At 70.5% G+C, this 20,181-nt stretch carries 11 protein-coding genes and 1 pseudogene; all 12 read left to right on the top strand.

Going from position 1 to position 20,181, the window contains the following annotated elements:
- Positions 1-97 precede the first annotated feature (97 nt).
- Positions 98-2,314 (top strand): shikimate dehydrogenase, encoded by a 2,217-nt coding sequence (locus ACFWAY_RS06465; protein WP_378510176.1) that lies wholly within the window; start codon positions 98-100, stop codon positions 2,312-2,314.
- Positions 2,311-4,260, top strand: a complete 1,950-nt coding sequence (locus ACFWAY_RS06460; RefSeq protein ID WP_378510175.1) for an FAD-dependent oxidoreductase — start codon at positions 2,311-2,313, stop codon at positions 4,258-4,260. Before ACFWAY_RS06465 ends, ACFWAY_RS06460 begins: the two co-directional genes overlap by 4 nt.
- Entirely contained in the window at positions 4,260-5,054 is a 795-nt protein-coding gene (locus tag ACFWAY_RS06455; protein ID WP_378510174.1) for an aldo/keto reductase, read from the top strand. The genes ACFWAY_RS06460 and ACFWAY_RS06455 overlap by 1 nt, the downstream gene beginning before the upstream one ends.
- The gene (locus ACFWAY_RS06450) at positions 5,054-6,145 is read left to right on the top strand and encodes a Gfo/Idh/MocA family protein (RefSeq protein WP_378510173.1); all 1,092 of its coding nucleotides are present in this window, start codon (positions 5,054-5,056) and stop codon (positions 6,143-6,145) included. Before ACFWAY_RS06455 ends, ACFWAY_RS06450 begins: the two co-directional genes overlap by 1 nt.
- Entirely contained in the window at positions 6,142-7,866 is a 1,725-nt protein-coding gene (locus tag ACFWAY_RS06445) for an FAD-dependent oxidoreductase (RefSeq protein ID WP_378458506.1), read from the top strand. Before ACFWAY_RS06450 ends, ACFWAY_RS06445 begins: the two co-directional genes overlap by 4 nt.
- Positions 7,863-8,690: a sugar phosphate isomerase/epimerase family protein gene (locus ACFWAY_RS06440; protein ID WP_378458505.1), complete on the top strand. Its 828-nt coding sequence runs from the start codon at positions 7,863-7,865 to the stop codon at positions 8,688-8,690. Before ACFWAY_RS06445 ends, ACFWAY_RS06440 begins: the two co-directional genes overlap by 4 nt.
- Positions 8,691-8,713: 23 nt before the next feature.
- Complete coding sequence (locus tag ACFWAY_RS06435) at positions 8,714-9,625, top strand: LysR substrate-binding domain-containing protein (RefSeq protein ID WP_378458504.1); 912 nt, start codon at positions 8,714-8,716, stop codon at positions 9,623-9,625.
- A 135-nt stretch (positions 9,626-9,760) separates the two neighbouring features.
- Positions 9,761-11,074, top strand: coding sequence for an MFS transporter (locus ACFWAY_RS06430; protein ID WP_378458503.1), 1,314 nt, complete (start codon positions 9,761-9,763; stop codon positions 11,072-11,074).
- A gap of 1 nt (position 11,075) precedes the next feature.
- Positions 11,076-13,022: an FAD-dependent monooxygenase gene (locus ACFWAY_RS06425; protein ID WP_378510172.1), complete on the top strand. Its 1,947-nt coding sequence runs from the start codon at positions 11,076-11,078 to the stop codon at positions 13,020-13,022.
- A 9-nt stretch (positions 13,023-13,031) separates the two neighbouring features.
- Entirely contained in the window at positions 13,032-14,765 is a 1,734-nt protein-coding gene (gene dhaL, locus ACFWAY_RS06420) for a dihydroxyacetone kinase subunit DhaL (protein ID WP_378510171.1), read from the top strand.
- Positions 14,766-14,889: 124 nt separating this feature from the next.
- Positions 14,890-15,687: a hypothetical protein gene (locus ACFWAY_RS06415; RefSeq protein WP_378458500.1), complete on the top strand. Its 798-nt coding sequence runs from the start codon at positions 14,890-14,892 to the stop codon at positions 15,685-15,687.
- Positions 15,688-15,794: 107 nt separating this feature from the next.
- A pseudogene (locus tag ACFWAY_RS06410) lies at positions 15,795-20,159 on the top strand (HAD-IC family P-type ATPase); the annotation flags it as partial.
- Between the last annotated feature and the right edge of the window lie 22 nt (positions 20,160-20,181).

Genomic DNA, 20,181 nt, shown 5'->3' with positions numbered 1-20,181 from the left:
ATGACACGCTCGTCACGGTCCGGAACTTCGTGTGAGGTGAGTCACCTCCGAAGAAAGCCCTCGCGGCGTGCCGGATCCCAGGGACGAAAGGAACACCATGGCAAGCACGTCTACTCGCGACACCGGGGGACAACCGAACGAGAACGCCCGCCGGGCCGCCGTCTCGGGATTCCTCGGCAGCACACTCGAGTACTACGACTTCTTCATCTACGGGTCCGCGGCCGCGCTGGTCTTCCCGCGGATCTTCTTCCCGGGCGGAGGGGCCACGGCGACCCTGCTGTCGATCGGCACGCTCGGTGTGGCGTACATCGCGCGTCCACTCGGCGCAGTGCTGTGGGGACATCTCGGGGATCGGTACGGGCGCAAGAATTCGCTGCTGGCCTGCCTCCTGCTCATGGGTATCGCGACCGTGGTCGTCGGCTGCCTGCCCACCTACGACCAGATCGGTATCGCCGCGCCCATCATCCTGGTGCTCCTGCGATTGCTGCAGGGCCTGTCCGCCGGCGGCGAATCGCCGGGATCCTCCGCGTTGACCCTCGAGCACGCTCCGGACAACCGTCGTTCGTTCTACACCTCGTTCACCATGAGCGGCATCATGTTCGGCATCGTCATCTCGAGCCTGGTGTTCATTCCCGTGGCCGCGCTGCCGGACGACGCGCTCTACTCGTGGGGCTGGCGGGTGCCCTTCCTGCTCAGCATCTTCGTGACGGGCGTTGCCGTCTGGCTGCGCCGCAAGCTCGACGAGCCGGAGGTCTTCCTGGAGCTCGAGGAGCAGGACGACACGGCCGGTATCCCCGTCGTCGAGATGTTCCGCTCGCACTGGCGCACCGTGATCCGTATCAGCCTCAGCGCGACGTTCGCCATGATCAACACCATCGTCAATGTCTTCGCGCTGGCGTATGCCGTGCAGGTCGCCGGATTCGAACGGTCTACCATGCTGTGGGCCATCGCCGTCGCCAACTTCGTCGCGGTGCTCACCCAACCGCTGTTCGGCATCCTCGCCGACCGGATCGGCCGCAAACCGGTGTTCGTGACGGGCGCCGTCGGGTCCGCCGCGATGGTGTTCGTGTTCTTCCACGCGATCGGAACCGGAAGCGCCCCGATGGTGTTCGCGGCCGGCATCGTCCTGATCGGCCTGTTCTACGCGATGCCCAACGGTGTGTACCCGGCGTACTTCCCCGAGCAGTTCCCCGCCAAGGTCCGGTACACCGGAATGGCCGTGAGTCTCATGCTGGGACTTCTGGTGGCCGGCTTCACCCCGGCCATCGCACAGGTGCTGTCGGCGGGAGACACCGCGAACTGGACCCCGGTCGCGTGGATGTGTCTGGGCTTCGCACTGCTGTCGTCGGCTGCCGCACTCACCGGTCCCGAGACGTACCGCACCGCCACCGAGCAGCTCGGCGAACCCGGCACGAGGACGGTCACCGCCCGGCACCGGATCCGCCTCGTCGGGTCAGGGATCGCCACGTCCCTGTCGCCGGCGCTGCACGAACGCGAGGCCGCCGCCCTCGGCCTGACCGACTACCGCTACGACCTGATCGACGTCGCGGCGGAGGGCATCCCCGTCGACAGTTCCGGCGACATGCTGCGGCAGGCCGTCGCAGCGGGTTGCACCGGACTCAACATCACCCATCCGTGCAAGCAGGTGGTCGTAGACGCCCTCGACGAATTGTCCGACGACGCGCGACTTCTCGGTGCCGTCAACACCGTCGTCGTCCGCGACGGCCGCCTGATCGGTCACAACACCGACCACAGCGGATTCCTCGCGGCGCTGCGCCGGGGACTGCCCGATGCCGCGCTCGGCCGTGTCGTCCTCGCCGGTGCAGGCGGTGCCGGTTCGGCCGTCGCCTACGCGCTCGCGGCCGCCGGGGTGACGGACCTGCGGGTCGCCGACGTCGACCCGGCCCGTGCCTCGGACGTCTGCGTGCGCCTCGCGGCGGCCTTCCCGCAGACGCGGGTCACGGCCATCCCCCTCGACGCGATCGAAGCGAACCTGGAGCACTGCGACGGTGTCGTCAACGCCTCCCCGATCGGCATGGTCGGACATCCGGGAACACCGTTCGACACCGACGCGCTCCATCCGGGACTGTGGGTCGCCGACATCGTCTACCGCCCCCTGCGGACCGAACTCGTCGCAGCAGCAACCGCTCTCGGCTGTGAAGTGCTCGACGGCGGTCAGATGCTCGTCGCCCAGGCGGCCGACACGTTCGCCCTCCTCACCGGGGTCACGCCCGACCCCGACCGCATGCGCCGTCACCTCGGCGAACTGCTCGCCGATCAGTGCGCCCCGACCGTTCTCGAGGAGTCGCGATGACCGCACGTCCGTTCGCCGCACCGCTCGACGTGGGTAACGTGCGGCTGCGCAACCGCTTCGTGTCGGCGCCGATGGAGCGCAACTACTGCGAGGTCGACGGCACGATGACCGACGAGTACATCGCGTACCTCGAGCGCCGTGCGGCGGGCGGCGCCGCTCTCGTCTTCACCGAGGCCAGCTACGTGCGGGCCGACGGCAAGGGCCGCATCCGGCAGATGGGCGTGGACGTCGACGAACGCATCCCGGGCGTCGCGAAGATGGCCGAGGCGATCCATGCGCAGGGTGCGCTCGTCGGCGTCGAACTCAATCACGGCGGCCGCACCGCGCAGGGTTCCGTCAGCGGATTCGTCCCCGTCGCACCGTCACCGATCCCGTGTGCGGTGGTCGGCGGCGAGATGCCCGAGCAACTCGACGGCGACGACATCGAACACATCATCGAATGCTTCGGCGAGGCCGCCGCGCGCTGTCAGCAGGCCGGGGTCGACGTGATCTCGCTGCACGGCGGTCACGGCTACCTCATCCACCAGTTCCTCTCGCCGGCGTACAACCACCGCGACGACGAGTGGGCCGATCCGGCGCTGTTCGTCAACAAGGTGATCGACGCCGTGCGCGCAATGGCTCCGGGTATCGCTCTCGGACTGCGGTTCTCGGCGTTCGAGGCCGTCGCCGGCGGTCTCGACGCCGAGACGACCCGCGCCCGCATCGACGCGATCGACACCGACCGGCTCGACTTCCTCGACGTCTCCGCCGGCAATTACGAATCCGGGCAGTGGATCATCCAACCCGGCGAGTGGCCGCGCGGACTCCTCGCCCCGTTCTCCGAGCAGTACACGCGGGACTTCGACCTCCCGGTCGGAGTCGCAGGCCGGATCAGCTCCCCCGAGGTCGCTGCGCGGATCATCGAATCCGGGCAAGCCGACTTCGTCAGCATGGCGCGCACCCTGCACGCGGACCCGGACTTCCCGAATCGCGCTCTGGACGGCGGCCGGTACCGGCCCTGCATCGCCTGCAACTACTGCATCGACAGCCTCGCCGCCGGACCCGTTCCGTGCTCGGTCAATCCGTGGGTGGGCCGCGAACTCGAGCAGCCGTCGAAGCCGGCGGACGTGGCGGTGCGCGTTGCCGTCGTCGGCGGCGGGCCGTCGGGCATGGCGGCCGCCCGCGACCTCGCGCTCGCCGGGCACCGCGTCGACCTGTACGACAAACGCGACAGCCTCGGTGGCGATTTCGCGCTGGCCTCCCGACTGCACGAGTACCCCGAGTACGCGCGGATCGTCGACTGGTACCTCGCCGAGATCGCCGACCTCGACATCACCTGCCACACCGGCACGCGGGTTGACGCCGCCACGCTGGCCGCCCTGGACTTCGACGCCGTCGTGCTCGCGACGGGCGGCCGCGGACCCCAGGTCGAGCTCCCGGGGGCCGACACCCGCAGGGTCCGCGACGTCCGCGAGTTCCTGGAATCCGGAGACCCCGCACCCGCGGCGATCACGATCTTCGGCGCCGATCGGGAAGCGGCCGCGGTCGCCGACGACCTGCTCCAACACGGCACGAAGGTGGTCATGATCGGCCCGCAGGAGACGATCGCCCACGATGTCGGCCGACGCGGAAAGATTGTGCTGCTGCCGCGGCTCGCGGCGAGTGCGAACCTCACCACCCACCTGTCGTCGATCGTGACGCGGGTCGAGGCCGACCGGGTCGCAATCTCCACTGGAGGCGCCGAACGGATCGTCGATGCCCCCGGCGAACTGCTGATCTCACACGGCGTCGAATCGCGTACCGACCTGCTCGCCGCACTGCGGTCGCCGGCACCGCGACTCGGCGTCCACACGGTCGGCGACGCGAGTGGTGACGGCGGCTCGATCCACGCCGCTCTCGTCACCGCAGCCGACGTCGCCGCGAAGATCACCGCGGCCGCCGATGCCCGCGAGGTGGTCAGCGCGTGATGGACATCCCGCCCCTGGGTCTCGGGACCTGGCCGCTGACCGGTCCGGACGCCACCCGGGCCGTGCTGTCCGGAATCGAAGCCGGCTACCGGCTTATCGACACCGCCACGATCTACGACAACGAGGACGCCGTGGGTGTGGCGCTCGCGGAGTGCGGACTGCCCCGCGAGGAACTGTTCGTCACCACGAAACTGCGTGGGAGCGATCACGTGTCGGGTGACATTCGCGGCGCGGTCGAGCGCAGCCTGAAGCGCCTGGGACTCGATCGGCTCGACCTGTTCCTGATCCACTGGCCGCTGCCACGCCACGACAGGTACGTGGCGGCGTTCGCGGCCATGCTCTCGTGCCGCGACGCCGGCCTCGTCCGCTACGTCGGCGTCTCCAACTTCCTGGAGAAGCACCTGCGTCGCGTCGTCGCCGAGACCGGAGAACCGCCCGCGGTCAACCAGATCCAGATGGACCCGTCGCTCGCACGGCTGCCCGTCCGGCGCGCGAACGACGAGCTCGGAGTGTTCACGCAGTCGTGGAGCCCACTGGGCCGCGGCGAGGTGCTCGGCTCACCCGCGGTCACCGACATCGCCCGCCGCCTCGACCGCACCCCCGCGCAGGTGGTCCTGGCCTGGCACTTCGCGCAGCGTGTCGTGCCGGTCGCGAGATCGGCGAATCCCGCCCGCCAGGCCGAGAACCTGGCCGCCCTCGACGTGCGGCTCACCGCTGCGGACGTCGACGCCCTGAACCGTCTCGACCGCGGCGAGTCCGCGGCCCGGGACGTCGAAACCGAGGAGCACTACTGATGGCACTACGTATCGGCATCGTCGGCTGCGGAAAGATCGCCGGCAATCACGCCCGGGCCCTGCAGCAGGTTCCCGGCGTCGAGGTGGTCGGCTGCTGCGACCCCGACGTCGACCGGGCCCAGGCATTCGCGGCCGCGCACGGCATCGCCCGTGCCGTCGGTTCGGTGGAGGAGTTGATCGCCCTCGGTCTCGATGCGTGCACCGTCTGCACGCCGCACCCGGTGCACGAGCAGGTGGTCGTCGCGGCCGCCGAGGCCGGGATCCACGTGCTGTGCGAGAAGCCGATCGCGGTCGACGTCGCCGCCGCAGACCGGATGATCGCGGTCGCCGACCGCGCGGGCATCACGTTCGGTGTGTTGTTCCAGCGCCGGTTCTGGCCGGCCGCGAGACGAATCAGGACGGCCATCGACGACGGCCGGATCGGCGTTCCGGCGCTCGGTGAGGCGTCGGTGCTTCTCCACCGCCCGTCGTCCTACTATTCCGCCGACGAGTGGCGCGGACGGTGGGACACCGACGGCGGCGGAGTCCTGATGACGCAGGCCGTCCACCAGATCGACATGCTCCAATGGTTCATGGGTGAGGCCGTCTCGGTGAGCGGCTTCATCCGCACCCATACCCACGGCGACCACATCGAGACCGAGGACAGCGCGTCCGCCGTCGTCTCGTTCGCGTCGGGCGGCACGGCTACCGTCACCGCGACCACCGGCGCCAACCACAACCTCGGCAACCGGGTCACCGTGATCGGGCAGACCGGTGCGATTGCGAGTGTCCTCGAGTTCCCCGAGGGCCGGGAGGGCGTCAACGAGATCTGGACGGTTCCCGGCGAAGTCGAGTTCCGCGCCCCGTTCACCGCCGACGTCCGCGCCAATCTCGACGTCACAGAAGTCAACGCCGGACTCGCCGACTTCCACACACTCCAGGTGCAGGACTTCGCGGACGCCGTCCTGACCGGTCGCGACCCTGCCGTCACCGGACGCGACGCACGCGCCTCGCTGGCGATCATCGCGGCGATCTACGAGTCTTCGCGCACCGGCCGGGTGGTCGACCTAACGCCCGCACCGGCCCCCGCCACCACCAAGGAGAACGCATGACCCCCGACCCTTCCACCCCGACCTATGACGTCGTCGTCATCGGCTCCGGAGCGGGCGGTCTGTCCGCCGCCGTCGCCGCAGCCGACGGGGGAGCGTCCGTCCTCGTCGTCGAGAAGGCGGACACGTGCGGCGGCGCGACGGCATGGTCCGGCGGTTGGATGTGGACGCCGCGGAACCTGTTCGCGCAGGCGGACGGCGTGAACGAGGACCGCTCGCTGCCGCGCACGTATCTCGAGCACCGACTCGGCGAGAACTTCGACGCTGCCAAGGTCGACGCCCTGCTCGACGGCGCACCCGAGATGGTGGAGTTCTTCGAGAAGAAGACGGCGCTGCAGTTCGTTCCGGGCGCGAAGATCGCCGACATCCACGGCGACACACCGGGTGCGGGCACGGGGCACCGCTCCGTCGGACCGAAGCCGGTGAGCCTCCGGAAACTCGGCCCCGACGTCGCGGCGCTGCTCCGGCGCCAGCTCTACGAGACGTCGTTCCTCGGTATGGGCATCATGGCCGGCCCGGACCTGCAGGCTTTCCTGCACTCGACGCGTTCGGCGAAGGCGTTCGCACACTGCGCCCGCAGGGTGTCCACGCACCTGCTCGACCTCGCCACCACACGCCGCGGCCAGCAGCTCGTCAACGGCACCGCACTCGTCGGCCGGCTGCTGCGGTCGGCGCTCGACGCCGGCGTCGAGATTCGCGTGAGCACGGCGGCCACCGCGCTGACCACCGACTCCGCGGGCACCATCACCGGTGCCCGGCTGGAGGGCCCGGACGGGGCCTACACCGTGCAGGCGCGCCGCGGAGTCGTCCTCGCGACGGGTGGCTTCAGTCGCGACGTCGACCGGATTCGCGAACTCTTCCCCCGCACACCCACGGGCCGGGAACACTGGACCCTCACCCCGTCCACGACCACCGGCGACGGCATCACCCTCGGGGAGTCGGTCGGCGGGCGACTCGACCGCTCAGTCGCGTCGCCGGTGGCGTACTGCCCGGTGTCGATCATCCGGTACCGCAACGGCAGGGAGGGCGTGTTCCCGCACATCCTCGACCGCGGAAAGCCCGGCGCCATCGGCGTTCTCGCCGACGGCCGCCGATTCGTCAACGAGGCCCTCGGCTACCACGACTACACCCTCGCGATGGTCGAACAGATCCCCGACGGCGAAGAGGTCTGCTCGTGGTTGATCGCCGACCAGCGGTACCTGCGGTACTTCCCGCTCGGCATGGCCAAGCCACTGCCGATCCCCACGTGGCCGTACCTGAAGTCGGGCTACCTCACCCGCGGCCGCACGGTGCGCGAGCTCGCCGAGAAGATCGGTGTCGACCCCGACGGCCTGGAGAAGACGGTCGCGGCGTTCAACGAGGGTGCCCGCGACGGCGTCGACCCCGAGTTCGGTCGTGGCACCACGCCGTTCACCGTCGCGTCCGGCGACGCCGACAATCCGTGGCCCAACGCCTCCCTCGCACCGCTCGCGGAGGGCCCGTTCTACGCGGTCAAGGTGGTGCCCGGCAGCTTCGGCACGTTCGCCGGTCTGGTCACCGACAGGGCGTCCCGGGTGCTGAACGACGACGACCAGCCGATCGACGGACTGTTCGCCGTCGGGGTCGACCAGTCCAGCGTCATGGGCGGCCACTACCCGTCCGGCGGCATCAACCTCGGCCCGGCCATGACCTTCGGCTACCTGACCGGTCGCCGCCTCGCCTCGACGACAGGAGATCTGCGATGACCGCCCCACTCGGCCTTGCCGCACTCACCGTGCTCGACACCGCACCGCCGCAACAGGTGGACCTCGCCGAGAAGCACGGCTTCGACACCATCGGCATCCGGCTGCTGCCCGCCGCGCGCGGCACCACCGCCTACCCGCTGCACGAGGACGACGCCGCCCTCGACGCGCTGATCCGTCGTCTCGACGATTCGCCGATCGAGGTGTTCGACCTCGAAATCATCCGGCTGGGAGCCGATTTCGATCCGAGGTCGTACGTTCCTCTGCTCGAGGCGGGCGCACGGCTCGGCGCGAAGGCCGTGCTCGTCGGCGGCGACGACCGCGACCGCTCCCGGCTCACCGACTCCTACGCCCGGCTGGCGGAGCTGTGCGCGCAGTACGGCATCGTCGCGAGCCTCGAGTTCATGCCGTGGACGGCCGTGCCCGACGCAACCACCGCGGTCGAGATCGTGTCGCAGGCCGACGGGCCGGCGCGCAGCGTGCTGGTGGACGGGCTGCACGTCGGACGGTCGAGCACCACGCTCGACGACCTGGCGGCGATCCCGCGGGAGTGGCTGCACTACGCCCAGATGTGCGACGGCTCGGTGCCTGCGCCCACGGACGACACCGAACTGATCCGTCAGGCGCGCGAGGAGCGACTGGTGCCGGGGTCGGGCGGCATCCCGCTCGCCGACATCTGGGCGACGTTGCCGGCGGGCCTGCCGGTGAGTATCGAACTCCCCAACGAGCCGCTCCGGCGGGCCGTCGGCACGGACGCGTGGCTCGCGCGGCTGGTCGCCGCCACCCGGGAGGTGCTCGCGCAGGTTCCGGCGGCCACCGGACGCTGACTTGTCCGCGCTACCGTTCTTGCATGCCCCGCCCCGACAACGTCCCCGTGTACACGATGCGCCAGCTGGCGGCGTTCGTGGCGGTGGCGGAGACCGGGACGATCAGTGGTGCGGCCGAGCGGATGCACTTGTCGCAGTCGGCGTTGTCCGCTGCGGTGACGGATTTGGAGAAGGCACTGAGGGCGCAATTGTGTGTGCGCCGGCGCGCCCGCGGAGTGCAGCTGACCCCGACGGGGGAGGCGGTGCTGTCGCGGGCGCGTGCCCTGTTGCAGCAGGCGGGGGAGTTGCAGGCCGACGCGTGCGGAGAGGGCGGTGTCGTCGCGGGGCCGATCGCCGTCGGCTGCTACCCGGCGCTCGGCCCGACGATCCTGCCGTCGATGTTGTACGCGTTCACCGCCGAGTACCCGCGCGCGTCGGTGGAGTTCCGGGAAGACACGCAGAACCGGTTGCGGACGGAACTCGAGGGCGGCGAACTGGACGTCGCCATCGTCTACGACCTCGACCTGTCCCCGGAGTGGCAGACCGTGCCGCTGATGACCCGGGAGCCGATGGTGGTGCTCGGGGCGGAGCATCCGCTGGCGGGCGTCGACGGGCCGGTGCGTCTCGCGGATCTGGCCGAGCATCCGATGGTGCTGCTGGACGCGCCACCGAGCACCAACCATGCGATGGAGGTCTGCCGGGAGGCCGGTTTCGCGCCCCGGGTGGCGTATCGGACCGCGAACTTCGAGACGGCGCGGGCCTTCGTCGGACGCGGGCTGGGATGGACGTTGCTGCTGCAACGACCCCGGGTGGACGTCACGTACGAGGGTCTGCCCGTCGTCGTGAAACCGATCGCCGAACCGAAACCGGCGTCGGTGGCCGTGGTCGTGGCGTGGCATCAGGAGGCGACGCTGAGCCGGGTCGCGCGTGCGTTCATCCGGTTCGTCACGGCCTGAACTGCGTATTCACGACTTCCACGGATTTTCTGCAATTCATGCGGGGATAGTCCCGCTTTTCAGATGTATGTGAGTCGGGTCATTGTTTTCCGGTAGCGCGATGAGTGTGCGCGCAGCAGAACGGGAAGGCAGACGATGACGGCAATCACCGAGGCGACACCGCCGGTGTCTCACAAGGAAGCGCGCAGGGCAGTCCTGTCGAGCTTCGTCGGTACCGCGATCGAGTGGTACGACTTCTTCATCTACGGCACCGCCGCAGCCCTGGTGATCGGACCGCAGTTCTTCCCCGGCGCGTCGACGTTCGCAGGAACCCTCGCCGCATTCGCCACGTTCGCGGTCGGCTTCATCGCCCGCCCGATCGGCGGTGTCGTCATGGGCCACTTCGGTGACCGCATCGGACGCAAGTCGATGCTGGTGCTGTCGCTGACGATGATGGGCGCCGCGACCGTCGGCATCGGACTGCTCCCGAACTTCGAGGCCATCGGGGTGGCCGCACCCATCCTGCTGGTGGCGTTGCGGTTCGTTCAGGGCATCGGCGTCGGCGGCGAGTGGGGCGGCGCGGTGCTCATGGCCACCGAGCACGCCCCGGAAGGCAAGCGCGGACTGTACGGCGCGGCGCCGCAGATGGGCGTTCCGGCCGGAGTGATCATGGCGAACGTCGTGTTCCTCGCCGTCACCCAGCTGCTGTCCGACGACGCGTTCCAGACGTGGGGCTGGCGGGTGCCGTTCCTGATGAGCGCCGTGCTCGTCGGCGTCGCGATGTGGATTCGGCTCGGCGTCTTCGAGTCCCCGGCGTTCGCGGAGGCCAAGGAGAGCGACACGATCGTGAAGATGCCGATCGTCGAGGTGCTGACGAAGAACTGGCGGACGGTCCTGCTCGCGGCGGGCACGTTCATCGCGACCAACGGCATCGCCTACGTGTTCATGGTGTACGTCCTGACGTACGGCACCACGGAACTCGGATACAGCCGCGCCACGATGCTCACACTGCTGATCGTCGCGTGCCCGGTCTGGATGGCGGGCATGGCCGTGTCGGCCTGGAAGTCGGACGTGCTCGGCCGGCGCCGCGTCTACACGTGGAGTTCGATCACGCTCGTGATCGTGGCCGCAGTGTTCTTCCCCCTCATCGACACGGCGTCGATCCCCGTCATGCTGCTCGCGATGATCGCGATGGCGGCGGTGCTCGGCACCACCGCGGGCCCGCAGTCGGCACTGTTCGCGGAACTCTTCCCCGCCCACATCCGCTACAGCGGTGCATCACTCGGCTATCAGATCGGCGCCATACTCGGCGGCGGGCTCGCACCGTTCATGGCGACTTGGCTGTTCGGGGCCTTCGGTAGTTCGACGGCCGTCACTGCCTATTTCGTGGTGATCGCCGTGATCAGTCTCGTCGCGATCCTGCTGCTGCCGGAAACGAACAAGATCGCAAAGAAAGCGGAGGCCGTCTGACATGTCCACCTACTTTCAGCCTCAGAAATACTCGGCGACGGAGTTCGCGTCGACGAGTGCAACCGACGAGGCCCTGCCCGTCGTCGTCGTGGGCGCCGGACCGGTCGGCATGGGCGTCGCGCTCGGCCTCGCGCAGCGGGGCATCCCCGTAACCGTGCTCGAGGCCGCCGACCAGGTGTCGTTCGGCAGCCGCGCCATTTGTATCTCCCGGCACAGCCTCGAGGTGGCGGCCCGGCTCGGCTTCGGACCGGAACTCGAGAAGATCGTGCTCCCCTGGGTGGGTGGGCGCAGCTTCTACCGCGACGAGCAGGTGCTGCATTTCGAGATGGCGCACGGCGAGCACGACGTCCGCGGGCCGATGGTCAACGTGTCGCAGTCCGAGATCGAGCAGATCATGACGGACACGCTGCTCGCGCACCCCCTGATCACGTTCCACTGGTCGTCGAGCGTCGCCGGGGTGCTGCGGTCGGACGAGGACGTGACGCTCGACGTCGACACCGCGTTCGGTGCGCGCCGACTCCGCGCGCGCTGGGTGGTGGCCGCCGACGGCGGTCGCAGCCGGATGCGTGAACTGGCGGGAATCCGGTTGCAGGGAAACAGCTATCAGGGCAATTACGTGATCGCCGACATCCACTGGGAATCGACGCTGCCCGCCGAGCGGATGGTCTGGTTCGACCCGCCGAGCAACCCCGGCTCGACGATCATCATGCATCAGCAGCCCCGCGACATCTGGCGCATCGACTACCAACTCGACGGTTCCGACGACGCCGAGCTCGAGACGCAGGAGGACCGCATCCGCGACCGGATCACGCGGCACCTGGACTGGCTCGAGAACGACGTGCCGTGGACCCTCGAGTGGCACGGCTTCTACCGCGCGCACGCGCTCGCACTGGACGACTTCACGCACGATCGCATCCTGTTCGCCGGCGACGCCGCCCACCTGGTGCCGATCTTCGGTGTCCGCGGGCTGAACTCCGGCATGGAGGACGCGGAGACGCTGGCCTGGACACTGGCCGCCGTCGTCCACGGGACAGCGGACGAGGCACTCCTGCAGGCATATTCGGCCGAACGGCGTGCCGCCTGGCAGCAGAACGTCGACAACGCGGGCAAGTCGACCCTCATCATGTCGCCCGGCAGCCACGGCTACCGCACCACCCGTGACGCCGTGCTGGCGCTGGCCACGACCCGTCCGGAGTTCGGTCACCTCATCAATCCGCGGCAGTCGAGTGCGACGCACGCGCACCTGTCGCCGCTCACGTGGCCGGTCGCGGAGGGGACGACCGGGGTACTGCCCGGGGATCCGATGGAGGACCGGCGCGTCCGCGTCGCCACCGCCGACGGATCGGTGGAGTCGTCGCTGAACCGCGTCCGGGGAACGGGTTTCGCGGTGCTGGGTGTCGGGGTCGACCCGGCCGGTGCCCGGATGATCGCCGCGCACGCGTCCGCGCTCGCGATGGCGCTGACGCCCGAATCGGTGCGGGCGGTCGTCGTCCCGGCACCGGGCAGGGTGGTGGACGCGGCGGCCGACCTGACGGTCCTCGACGACGCCGACGGTGCGCTGACGACGGCTCTCGGCGCGTCCGCGGGTGAGTGCTTCGTGATCCGCCCGGACGGACTCGTCCTGTGCCGGGTCCGCGACCTGTCGCTGCTCGGTGATATCCACGACCACCTGAAGTTCGCGACCGCCCCCACGCTGGGCGTCGTCCCCGCGCACACGGAGACGACTGCGACGCCGGACGAACTGCTGCGCGAGAACGCGTGGATGGGACTGTCGGAGGCGCTCGACCAGGCCGACGAGTCGGACCGCGAGGGATTCCTGACCCGGCTCGCGCTGCTGCAAGGATCGCAATCGGGCCTGCGGGAGTTTCAGGAAGCGCTGGCCGCCGCCTCCCAGGTGAGTGGCAAAGTGTGCTCCGGCACTCCGCGGCACTCACATGCGGACGCCTAGCCTGGGGACATGGCGCACCCACAGTTCCTGAACTCGCCCAAGTCCTTCGTCGTCGATGCGCTCCGCGGGGCCGTCGCCACCACCGACGACCTCGAATGGCATCCGGAACCGGGATATCTCACACGGCGGGAACCGTTGCGGTCCGGGCAGGTCGCGTTGCTGTCGGGCGGCGGCTCCGGGCACGAACCGCTGCACGCCGGGTTCGTCGGCCGGGGCATGCTCACCGGAGCCTGCCCCGGCCTGATCTTCAGTTCGCCCAACGCGCTGCAGGTGCGGGCCGCCACCCGGGCCGTGGACGCGGGCGGCGGCGTCGTGCACATCGTGAAGAACTACACCGGCGACGTCCTCAACTTCCGCATCGCCGGCGACCTGGCGGCAGAGGACGGCATCACGGTCGAGCACGTGCTCGTCGATGACGACGTCGCCTCCGAACGGGAGGACGGGCCCGGACGTCGCGGCACCGCGGCCACGATCGCGGTCGAGAAGATCTGCGGCGCTTCGGCCGAACGCGGAGACGACCTCGCCACCGTCGCGGAATTCGGGCGACGCACGGCCCGGAATTCCCGCAGCATGGCGGTCGCGCTGAGAGCGTGCACGGTACCAGGAGCGGACTCGCCGTCGTTCGACCTCCCGGAGGGGCAGATCGAACTCGGGATCGGCATCCACGGCGAACGCGGAACCGAACGGGTCGACGCGATGGCGGCCGCCGAATTGGTCCGCCGGCTCACCGACCCAGTGCTCGCCTCACTCGGCGTGGAGCGGGGGGATCCGGTGATCGCGATCGTCAACGGGCTCGGCGCGGCCCATCCGCTGGAACTGCAACTGCTGTTCGGCGAGCTCGCCGACCACCTCGCGGACCGGGGTGTGGTGATCCGGCGCTCGCTGGTCGGCAGCTTCGTCACCGCCCTCGACATGGACGGCGCGTCCATCACACTGGTGCGCTGCGACGACCAGCTCCTCGAACTGTGGGACGCGCCGACCGCCGCACCGGGATGGCCCAACGCCCCGGCCGGTGAATTCCGCGGCATCGCAGACGAATCCGAGGTGCGGTTCCGGTCGAACGTCGCGTCCCGCGAGGACGAGCCGGAGGTGCCCGGCACCGCCGACGCGCTGGGCCGGGCGACGGTGGGCGCGTGGATCGGCGCGTTCGTGGAGAAGGTGCTCGCCGAGGAGCCGAACCTCACCGACCTCGACCGGAGGGCAGGCGACGGGGACTTCGGCACCAACATGGTGGCCGCACTCGATCACGTCGACGTTCCCAGGATCCGCGACAGCTACTCCCCGGCGACGGTGTTCGAGTCACTGTCCGACGCCTACCTCGGTCACGCGGGTGGCACGTCGGGCGCGCTGTTCGGCGTCTGGTTCCGGCAGTTCTACCGGGTGGCCGCCGACGCCCCGCAGGGTCTGGACACGAAGGCGATCGCCGCCGCGGCACGGGCCGGCCTCGACACGATCCAGGAACTCGGCGGGGCGCAACCCGGAGACAAGACGATGATCGACGCCATCGCCCCCGCCGTCGCCGCCCTCGAATCGGCCGCCGAGGCCGGGAAGAATCCGGCCGACGGTCTGACGGAGGCCGAGGACGCCGCTGCCCGCGGTGCCGAGGCGACCGCGGACATCACCGCGCGGCGCGGCCGGGCCAGCTACATCGGTGAGGCGGCGCGCGGTGTCGTGGACCCCGGTGCCCTGGTCCTGTCGTGGTTCTTCGCCGAGGCAGCGGAAGCGGCCCGCGCGGTCGGGTAGTCACCGAAACCGGGCTCGGCACGTAAGGTGAGGAGAAGAACGCCGAGTCGTGCTGCGCAAACCCGTCGCCACACCTCTCTCCACCTGCGTACGGGACGCAGAATCACGGACGGACACGTAGACAGTGGAAGACACCGCCAGCCGGGGAATCCAGGCTTTCATCGCCGATGTCGTGGAACGGGGTGGCAAGGCAGTCCGGCTCACCCACTCGCGACGTAACCCCGTCCAGGTCTGGGGCGACGACGGCACGAGCTGCATCGTGCGGGTGCGTTCCAAGCTCAGCGGCGACTGGCAGGCCCGAAAACAGGACGAATCGCTCGACGACGACGACACCGGCTCGCAGTTCTGGGTGTTCGTGGATCTCGCGAGTTCCCCGGAGGAATTCTTCGTCGTGCCCTCGTCCGAGGTTGCCGACGACATCCGGGCCGAGGTGGACCTGTGGATGATGGACACCCCCGGCCGCACGCGGACCGGGCATCACGCGATTCCGCTGAGCCGGGTCGCGCACGGTCGCGGACGCTGGGACCTGCTCGGGCTGGCGGGGGAGAAGGATCCCAGCCGCTACAGCGACGCGCAACGCGCGACGACGGCGGCCACGTTGCGCGCCGACGCCGTCGCCCGCGCATCCGCCAGGAAGAAGCCGGCCAAAGCGACGGCGGCGTTGGAGGAACTGGTTGATACCCGACTCGAGGTCGTGGCCGACTTCGAGGGGTATCGGTTGGTCGGACGGTTCGACCCCGACACGCAGTCTCTGGAGATCATGCGCGGTCCGATGCAGGGTCGCCGATTCCCCGACCCCACGGCCGCGGCGACCGCCGTTGCCAGCCATATCAGTGGGGACGTCGAAATCCACGACGGCTGGGAATTCTGGCGCACCGAACAGGGTGAGCGAATTTCCATGGGGCAGAACAGTATCCGATAGTCGCTGAGAGTTCCCTGAAACTGTTCCCGCACGTGACGGTTGGGAATACCCTGAGGTGGGTACCGAAGACATGATCCGCTGTGCATCGGCGGTAGTGGCCACGGCCGATGGGAGCTCATCATGCGAATCGTCGACGGCGAAGTGCAGTTCGACCGCGAAGTGCTGTACGGCGCGGGGTCCGGGCAGTAGCTGCCGTGGGACTCGGTCGATACCTCCTCGCCGCCGCATCCCTGCCGGTGCGCGGCGCCGGTGTCGGACTCGGGGTGGCGTCCTACGGGGGCACCGTCGCTGCCGATCTGATGGCGACCACCGCCCGGACCGCGACACAGATCGCCACCGAGGTGCTCGGGGGAACCCCGGCCCGCCGCACGAGTTCCGGACACGGCCGTGCCTGGATCGAGGTCCGCGGACTCGACGGACCTCGCGGCGACGACGTGGCCGCGACTGTTCTCGGCGCGGTCCGGGAGACCTCAGGCGTGGTGGGAGCGGAACTCAACCGCGCGCTGTCCCGGCTGGTGGTGACGGTCGACGAGCACGGACCGTCGGTGGCCGGGCTGTGCGCGGTGGTCGCGGGCGCGGAGGATGTCGCCCGACCGCTTGCCCGCGGCGCCGTCCGTGACCGACCCGGAGAACTTCCCGGCGACGACGTCGCCCTCGCCGAACGTGCCCTCGCACTGGCCGCCGTCACGACGGGCCTCGTCGCGGCCGCCGGCATTCGCCTGCTCCCGATGCCCGCCCTGCCGGCGGCGGTGCCTGCCGCCGCCGTCACCTTCGTCAACTATCAGCCGCGTTTGCGCAGCATGGTCGAGAACCGGCTCGGGCCGGACGCCGCCGAACTGCTGCTCGCCACCGCCCAGGCCGTCGGCGACGTGCTGCGGCGGGCGCCCGCGTCACTCGCCGTGGACGTGGCACTGCGGTCGGCGATCACGGCGGAGGCGTGGTCGGGTCGGCGGGTGTGGCATCGCCGCGAACCCGAACTGGCCCGGGACCCCGCGGATCACACCGGCCGCCCCGCCCGCGACCGCGGCACGTCGGGACCGGTGGAGCGGGACGTGGACCGGGCGGCGATTGCGCAGTGGGTGGGCGCGACCGCGGTGGGGGCGGCGACCCGGAGTGTCGCAGGCGCCGCGGACGCGGCCCTGGTCGCCGCGCCGAAGGCGGCGCGCACCGCGCGCGAGGCCTTCGCCGCGACACTGGGCCGTGGACTGGCCGATCACCACGCCGTGCTGGCTCTGCGTCCCGGCGCGCTGCGCTGCCTCGACCGGGTCGACGCGGTGGTCGTGGACCCGTCGGTGCTGCACACGGCCGAGCTCCGGGTCAGCGGCATCCGCGCGGTTCGGGACGCCGACCGGACGAGAGTGTGGGAGGCCGCTCGATCTGCCGTGGAGGCCGGCGCTCTCGGGGTGGGCTGGCACGCGCTCGCCGACCTTCCGGACGATGTCGCCGCGGCAGCCGTGGACGAAGATTCCGCCGTTCTCGTGACGCCCGCCCACCACGCGAGCGCGGCGGCCGTGCTCGCGCAGGCGCGCACGTCGGGCGCCCAGGTGGTGTCGGTGAACGTGGACACGCTCGGCGGACTCCGCTCGGCTTTCGACGATCTGCTCCCCTCGAGCGGATCGCTGGACGCCGACCTTCGTGACGCCGTCGCGCAGTTGCAGGCGAACGGCGCGACGGTCACGGTGGTCGCCGGCCGGGCACCGCACGCGCTGTCGTCCGCCGACGTCGGTATCGGTGTCCTCGTCGACGACGCCCCGCCGCCGTGGTGTGCGGACCTGCTGGTCGACGACCTCGTCGGAGTCTGGCGGGTGCTGCGGTCCCTGCCGGACGCTCGGACGGCGAGCCGGCGCGGCGTCGAGATCGCAACGGCGGCGTCGATGCTCGGTGCGCTCGTCATGCTGCCGGGAGTGCGTGGCCGCGGACCCGGACCGGTCACGGTGGGCGCGGCGGCAGGATTGTGGACGGGTCATTCCCTCGCGCGCGGTGTGTTGCGGGCCGAGGTTCCACCCGCCGCCCCGATTCACGCCTGGCACGAGATGCCGGTGACGGACGTGCGCCGTCTGCTGCCCGCGCGCGGCGACGAGGAGGCCGCGGCGTCCCGGCGTCGCTCGGTGAATCTGGTGCTGACCCCGGTCGAGGCGATCGGGCGGCTCACAGCGTGGCCGGTTGGGCTGGCCTGGGATTTCGGCCGGGCGATGCGCACGGAACTGTCGGATCCGCTGACCCCCGTCCTCGCCACCGGATCGGCGGCGAGCGCTCTGCTGGGGTCACCGATCGACGCGGTGCTCGTGGGGTCGGTGCTGGCGGGCAACGCTGCGCTGTCGGCCGTGCAACGCCTGCACGCGGAACGTCTGCTGAACCGGTTGCTGGCGGCGGGCGATCCGCCCGCGCACCGCGTCGCCGGGTCCCCGGAGCGCCGGGTGACCGAGCAGGTGGAGGCCTCGCGGTTGCGGCCGGGCGACGTGATCGAGATCGGTCCCGGCGAGGTGGTTCCCGCAGACGGCCGGCTGGTCGAGGCGTCAGGCGTCGAAGTCGACGAGTCTTCGCTCACCGGGGAGTCGCTGCCGGTGGGCAAGCAGACGTCGCCGACTCCGGGCGCACCGCTCAGCGAACGCGCCTGCATGGTGTTCGCGGGAACCACGATCCTCACCGGCACGGCGGCGGCGATCGTCACCGCGGTGGGCGACGCAACGGAAGCGGGACGCGCGGGCGCGCTCACCCCCGCGAGTGCGTCGCACGTGGGTCTGCAGGCGCAGCTCAGAAGCCTCACCGACCGGGTGCTGCCCGTCAGCGTGGGAGGTGGTGCCCTGGTCACCGCCGTCGGGTTCCTGCGCGGCACCGGACTGCGACAGGCCGTCACGAGCGGTGTCGCGGTCGCGGTGGCGGCGGTTCCCGAGGGTCTGCCGCTCGTCGCCACCCTGGCCCAGCAGGCCGCCGCACGCAGACTGACGAGGTCGGGCGCGCTGGTGCGGGCGCCGCGGTCCGTGGAGGCGCTCGGCCGCGTCGACGTGGTGTGTTTCGACAAGACGGGCACCCTGAGCGAGAACCGCCTGCGGGTCGTCACCGCCGTCCCCGAACCGGGATTCGCACGCGAGGACGTCCTCGCGTGCGCCGGCCGGAGCGCCGTGACCCCCGACGGCGGTCCGGCCGCGCACGCCACCGACGTCGCGATCGCCGACGCGGCAGCGGGCCTGCTTCCGCACGAGGACGACCGGAGTAGCTTTCTACCGTTCCGCTCCGGACGGCCCTACTCGGCCTCGCTGTCGGGAACGCACCTGTCGTTGAAGGGTGCACCGGAGGTCGTGGTGGCGGCATGCACCGGAATCGACGCGGACGCGGTCCACGACACCGTTCTCGGTATGGCCGCCGACGGGTTGCGCGTCATCGCCGTCGCCCGCCGGACCGTCACGCCCTTCCAGGCGCGGCGCGCGGCCGACGACGCCGCGGTACTCGACGATCTGTGCGGCAGCGAGCTGCACCTCGTTGGACTGCTCGGGCTGGCCGACACCCCGCGCCCCGAAGCGGCCGGACTGCTGCCGGAGCTGGAACGGCTACAGGTCGGGGTCCGGCTGATCACCGGCGACCATCCCGTCACGGCCACCGCCATCACGCGAGAGCTGGGACTGGCCGTGTCGTCCGAGCAGGTGATCAGCGGGATCGACTGGGACACCCTGTCGCACCGGGGGCAGGAGAACGCCGTCGAGAAGTGCGTCGTCTTCGCCCGGATGTCGCCCGAGAACAAAGTACAGATCGTGCAGACCCTCGAACGCGTGGGTCACGTCTGCGCGATGGTCGGCGACGGTGCCAACGACGCGGCCGCGATCCGGGCGGCCAGCGTGGGGATCGGGGTCAGCTCGCGTGGCAGCGACCCGGCCCGCAGCGCCGCGGACGTGGTGCTCCTCGACGGCCGCGTCGACGCGTTGCTCGACGCCCTCGACGAGGGCCGGCAGCTGTGGCGGCGGGTGCAGGCGGGAGTGTCGGTGCTGCTCGGCGGGAACGCCGGGGAGGTGGCATTCGCCCTGATCGGCAGCGCGATCGCCGGACGGTCGCCGCTCACCGCGCGTCAGCTCCTGCTGGTGAACGTGCTCACGGACGCCCTGCCCGCGGCCGCGCTCGCCGTGAGTCCGCCCAACGAACAGGCCCGGGGAGAGGGCCGCGGCCCGGACAGTGCGGCGCTGTGGCGGACCGTCGCGATCCGCGGCGCCGCCACCGCGGCAGGCGCGACAACGGCATGGGCGCTGGCGAGCGTGACGGGCCGGCAACGCCGGGCATCGACGGTGGGGCTGGTGGCACTGGTCGGCACGCAGCTGGGTCAGACGCTGATCGATTCACGGAGCCCGCTCGTGGTGCTCACCGCTGGCGGTTCACTGGCCGCACTCACCGTGATGGTCAGTACTCCCGGGATCAGTCAGCTCCTCGGTTGCACCCCGCTGGGACCGGTCGGGTGGGCCCAGGCGCTGGGATGCGCGGGTGCGGCGACCGCGGCAGCCGCGTTCG

This window comes from Rhodococcus sp. NPDC059968, assembly GCF_042738615.1.
In the GTDB taxonomy this organism is placed as follows: Bacteria; Actinomycetota; Actinomycetes; order Mycobacteriales; family Mycobacteriaceae; genus Rhodococcus_F.
This window is presented reverse-complemented; position numbering and strand designations above follow the sequence as displayed.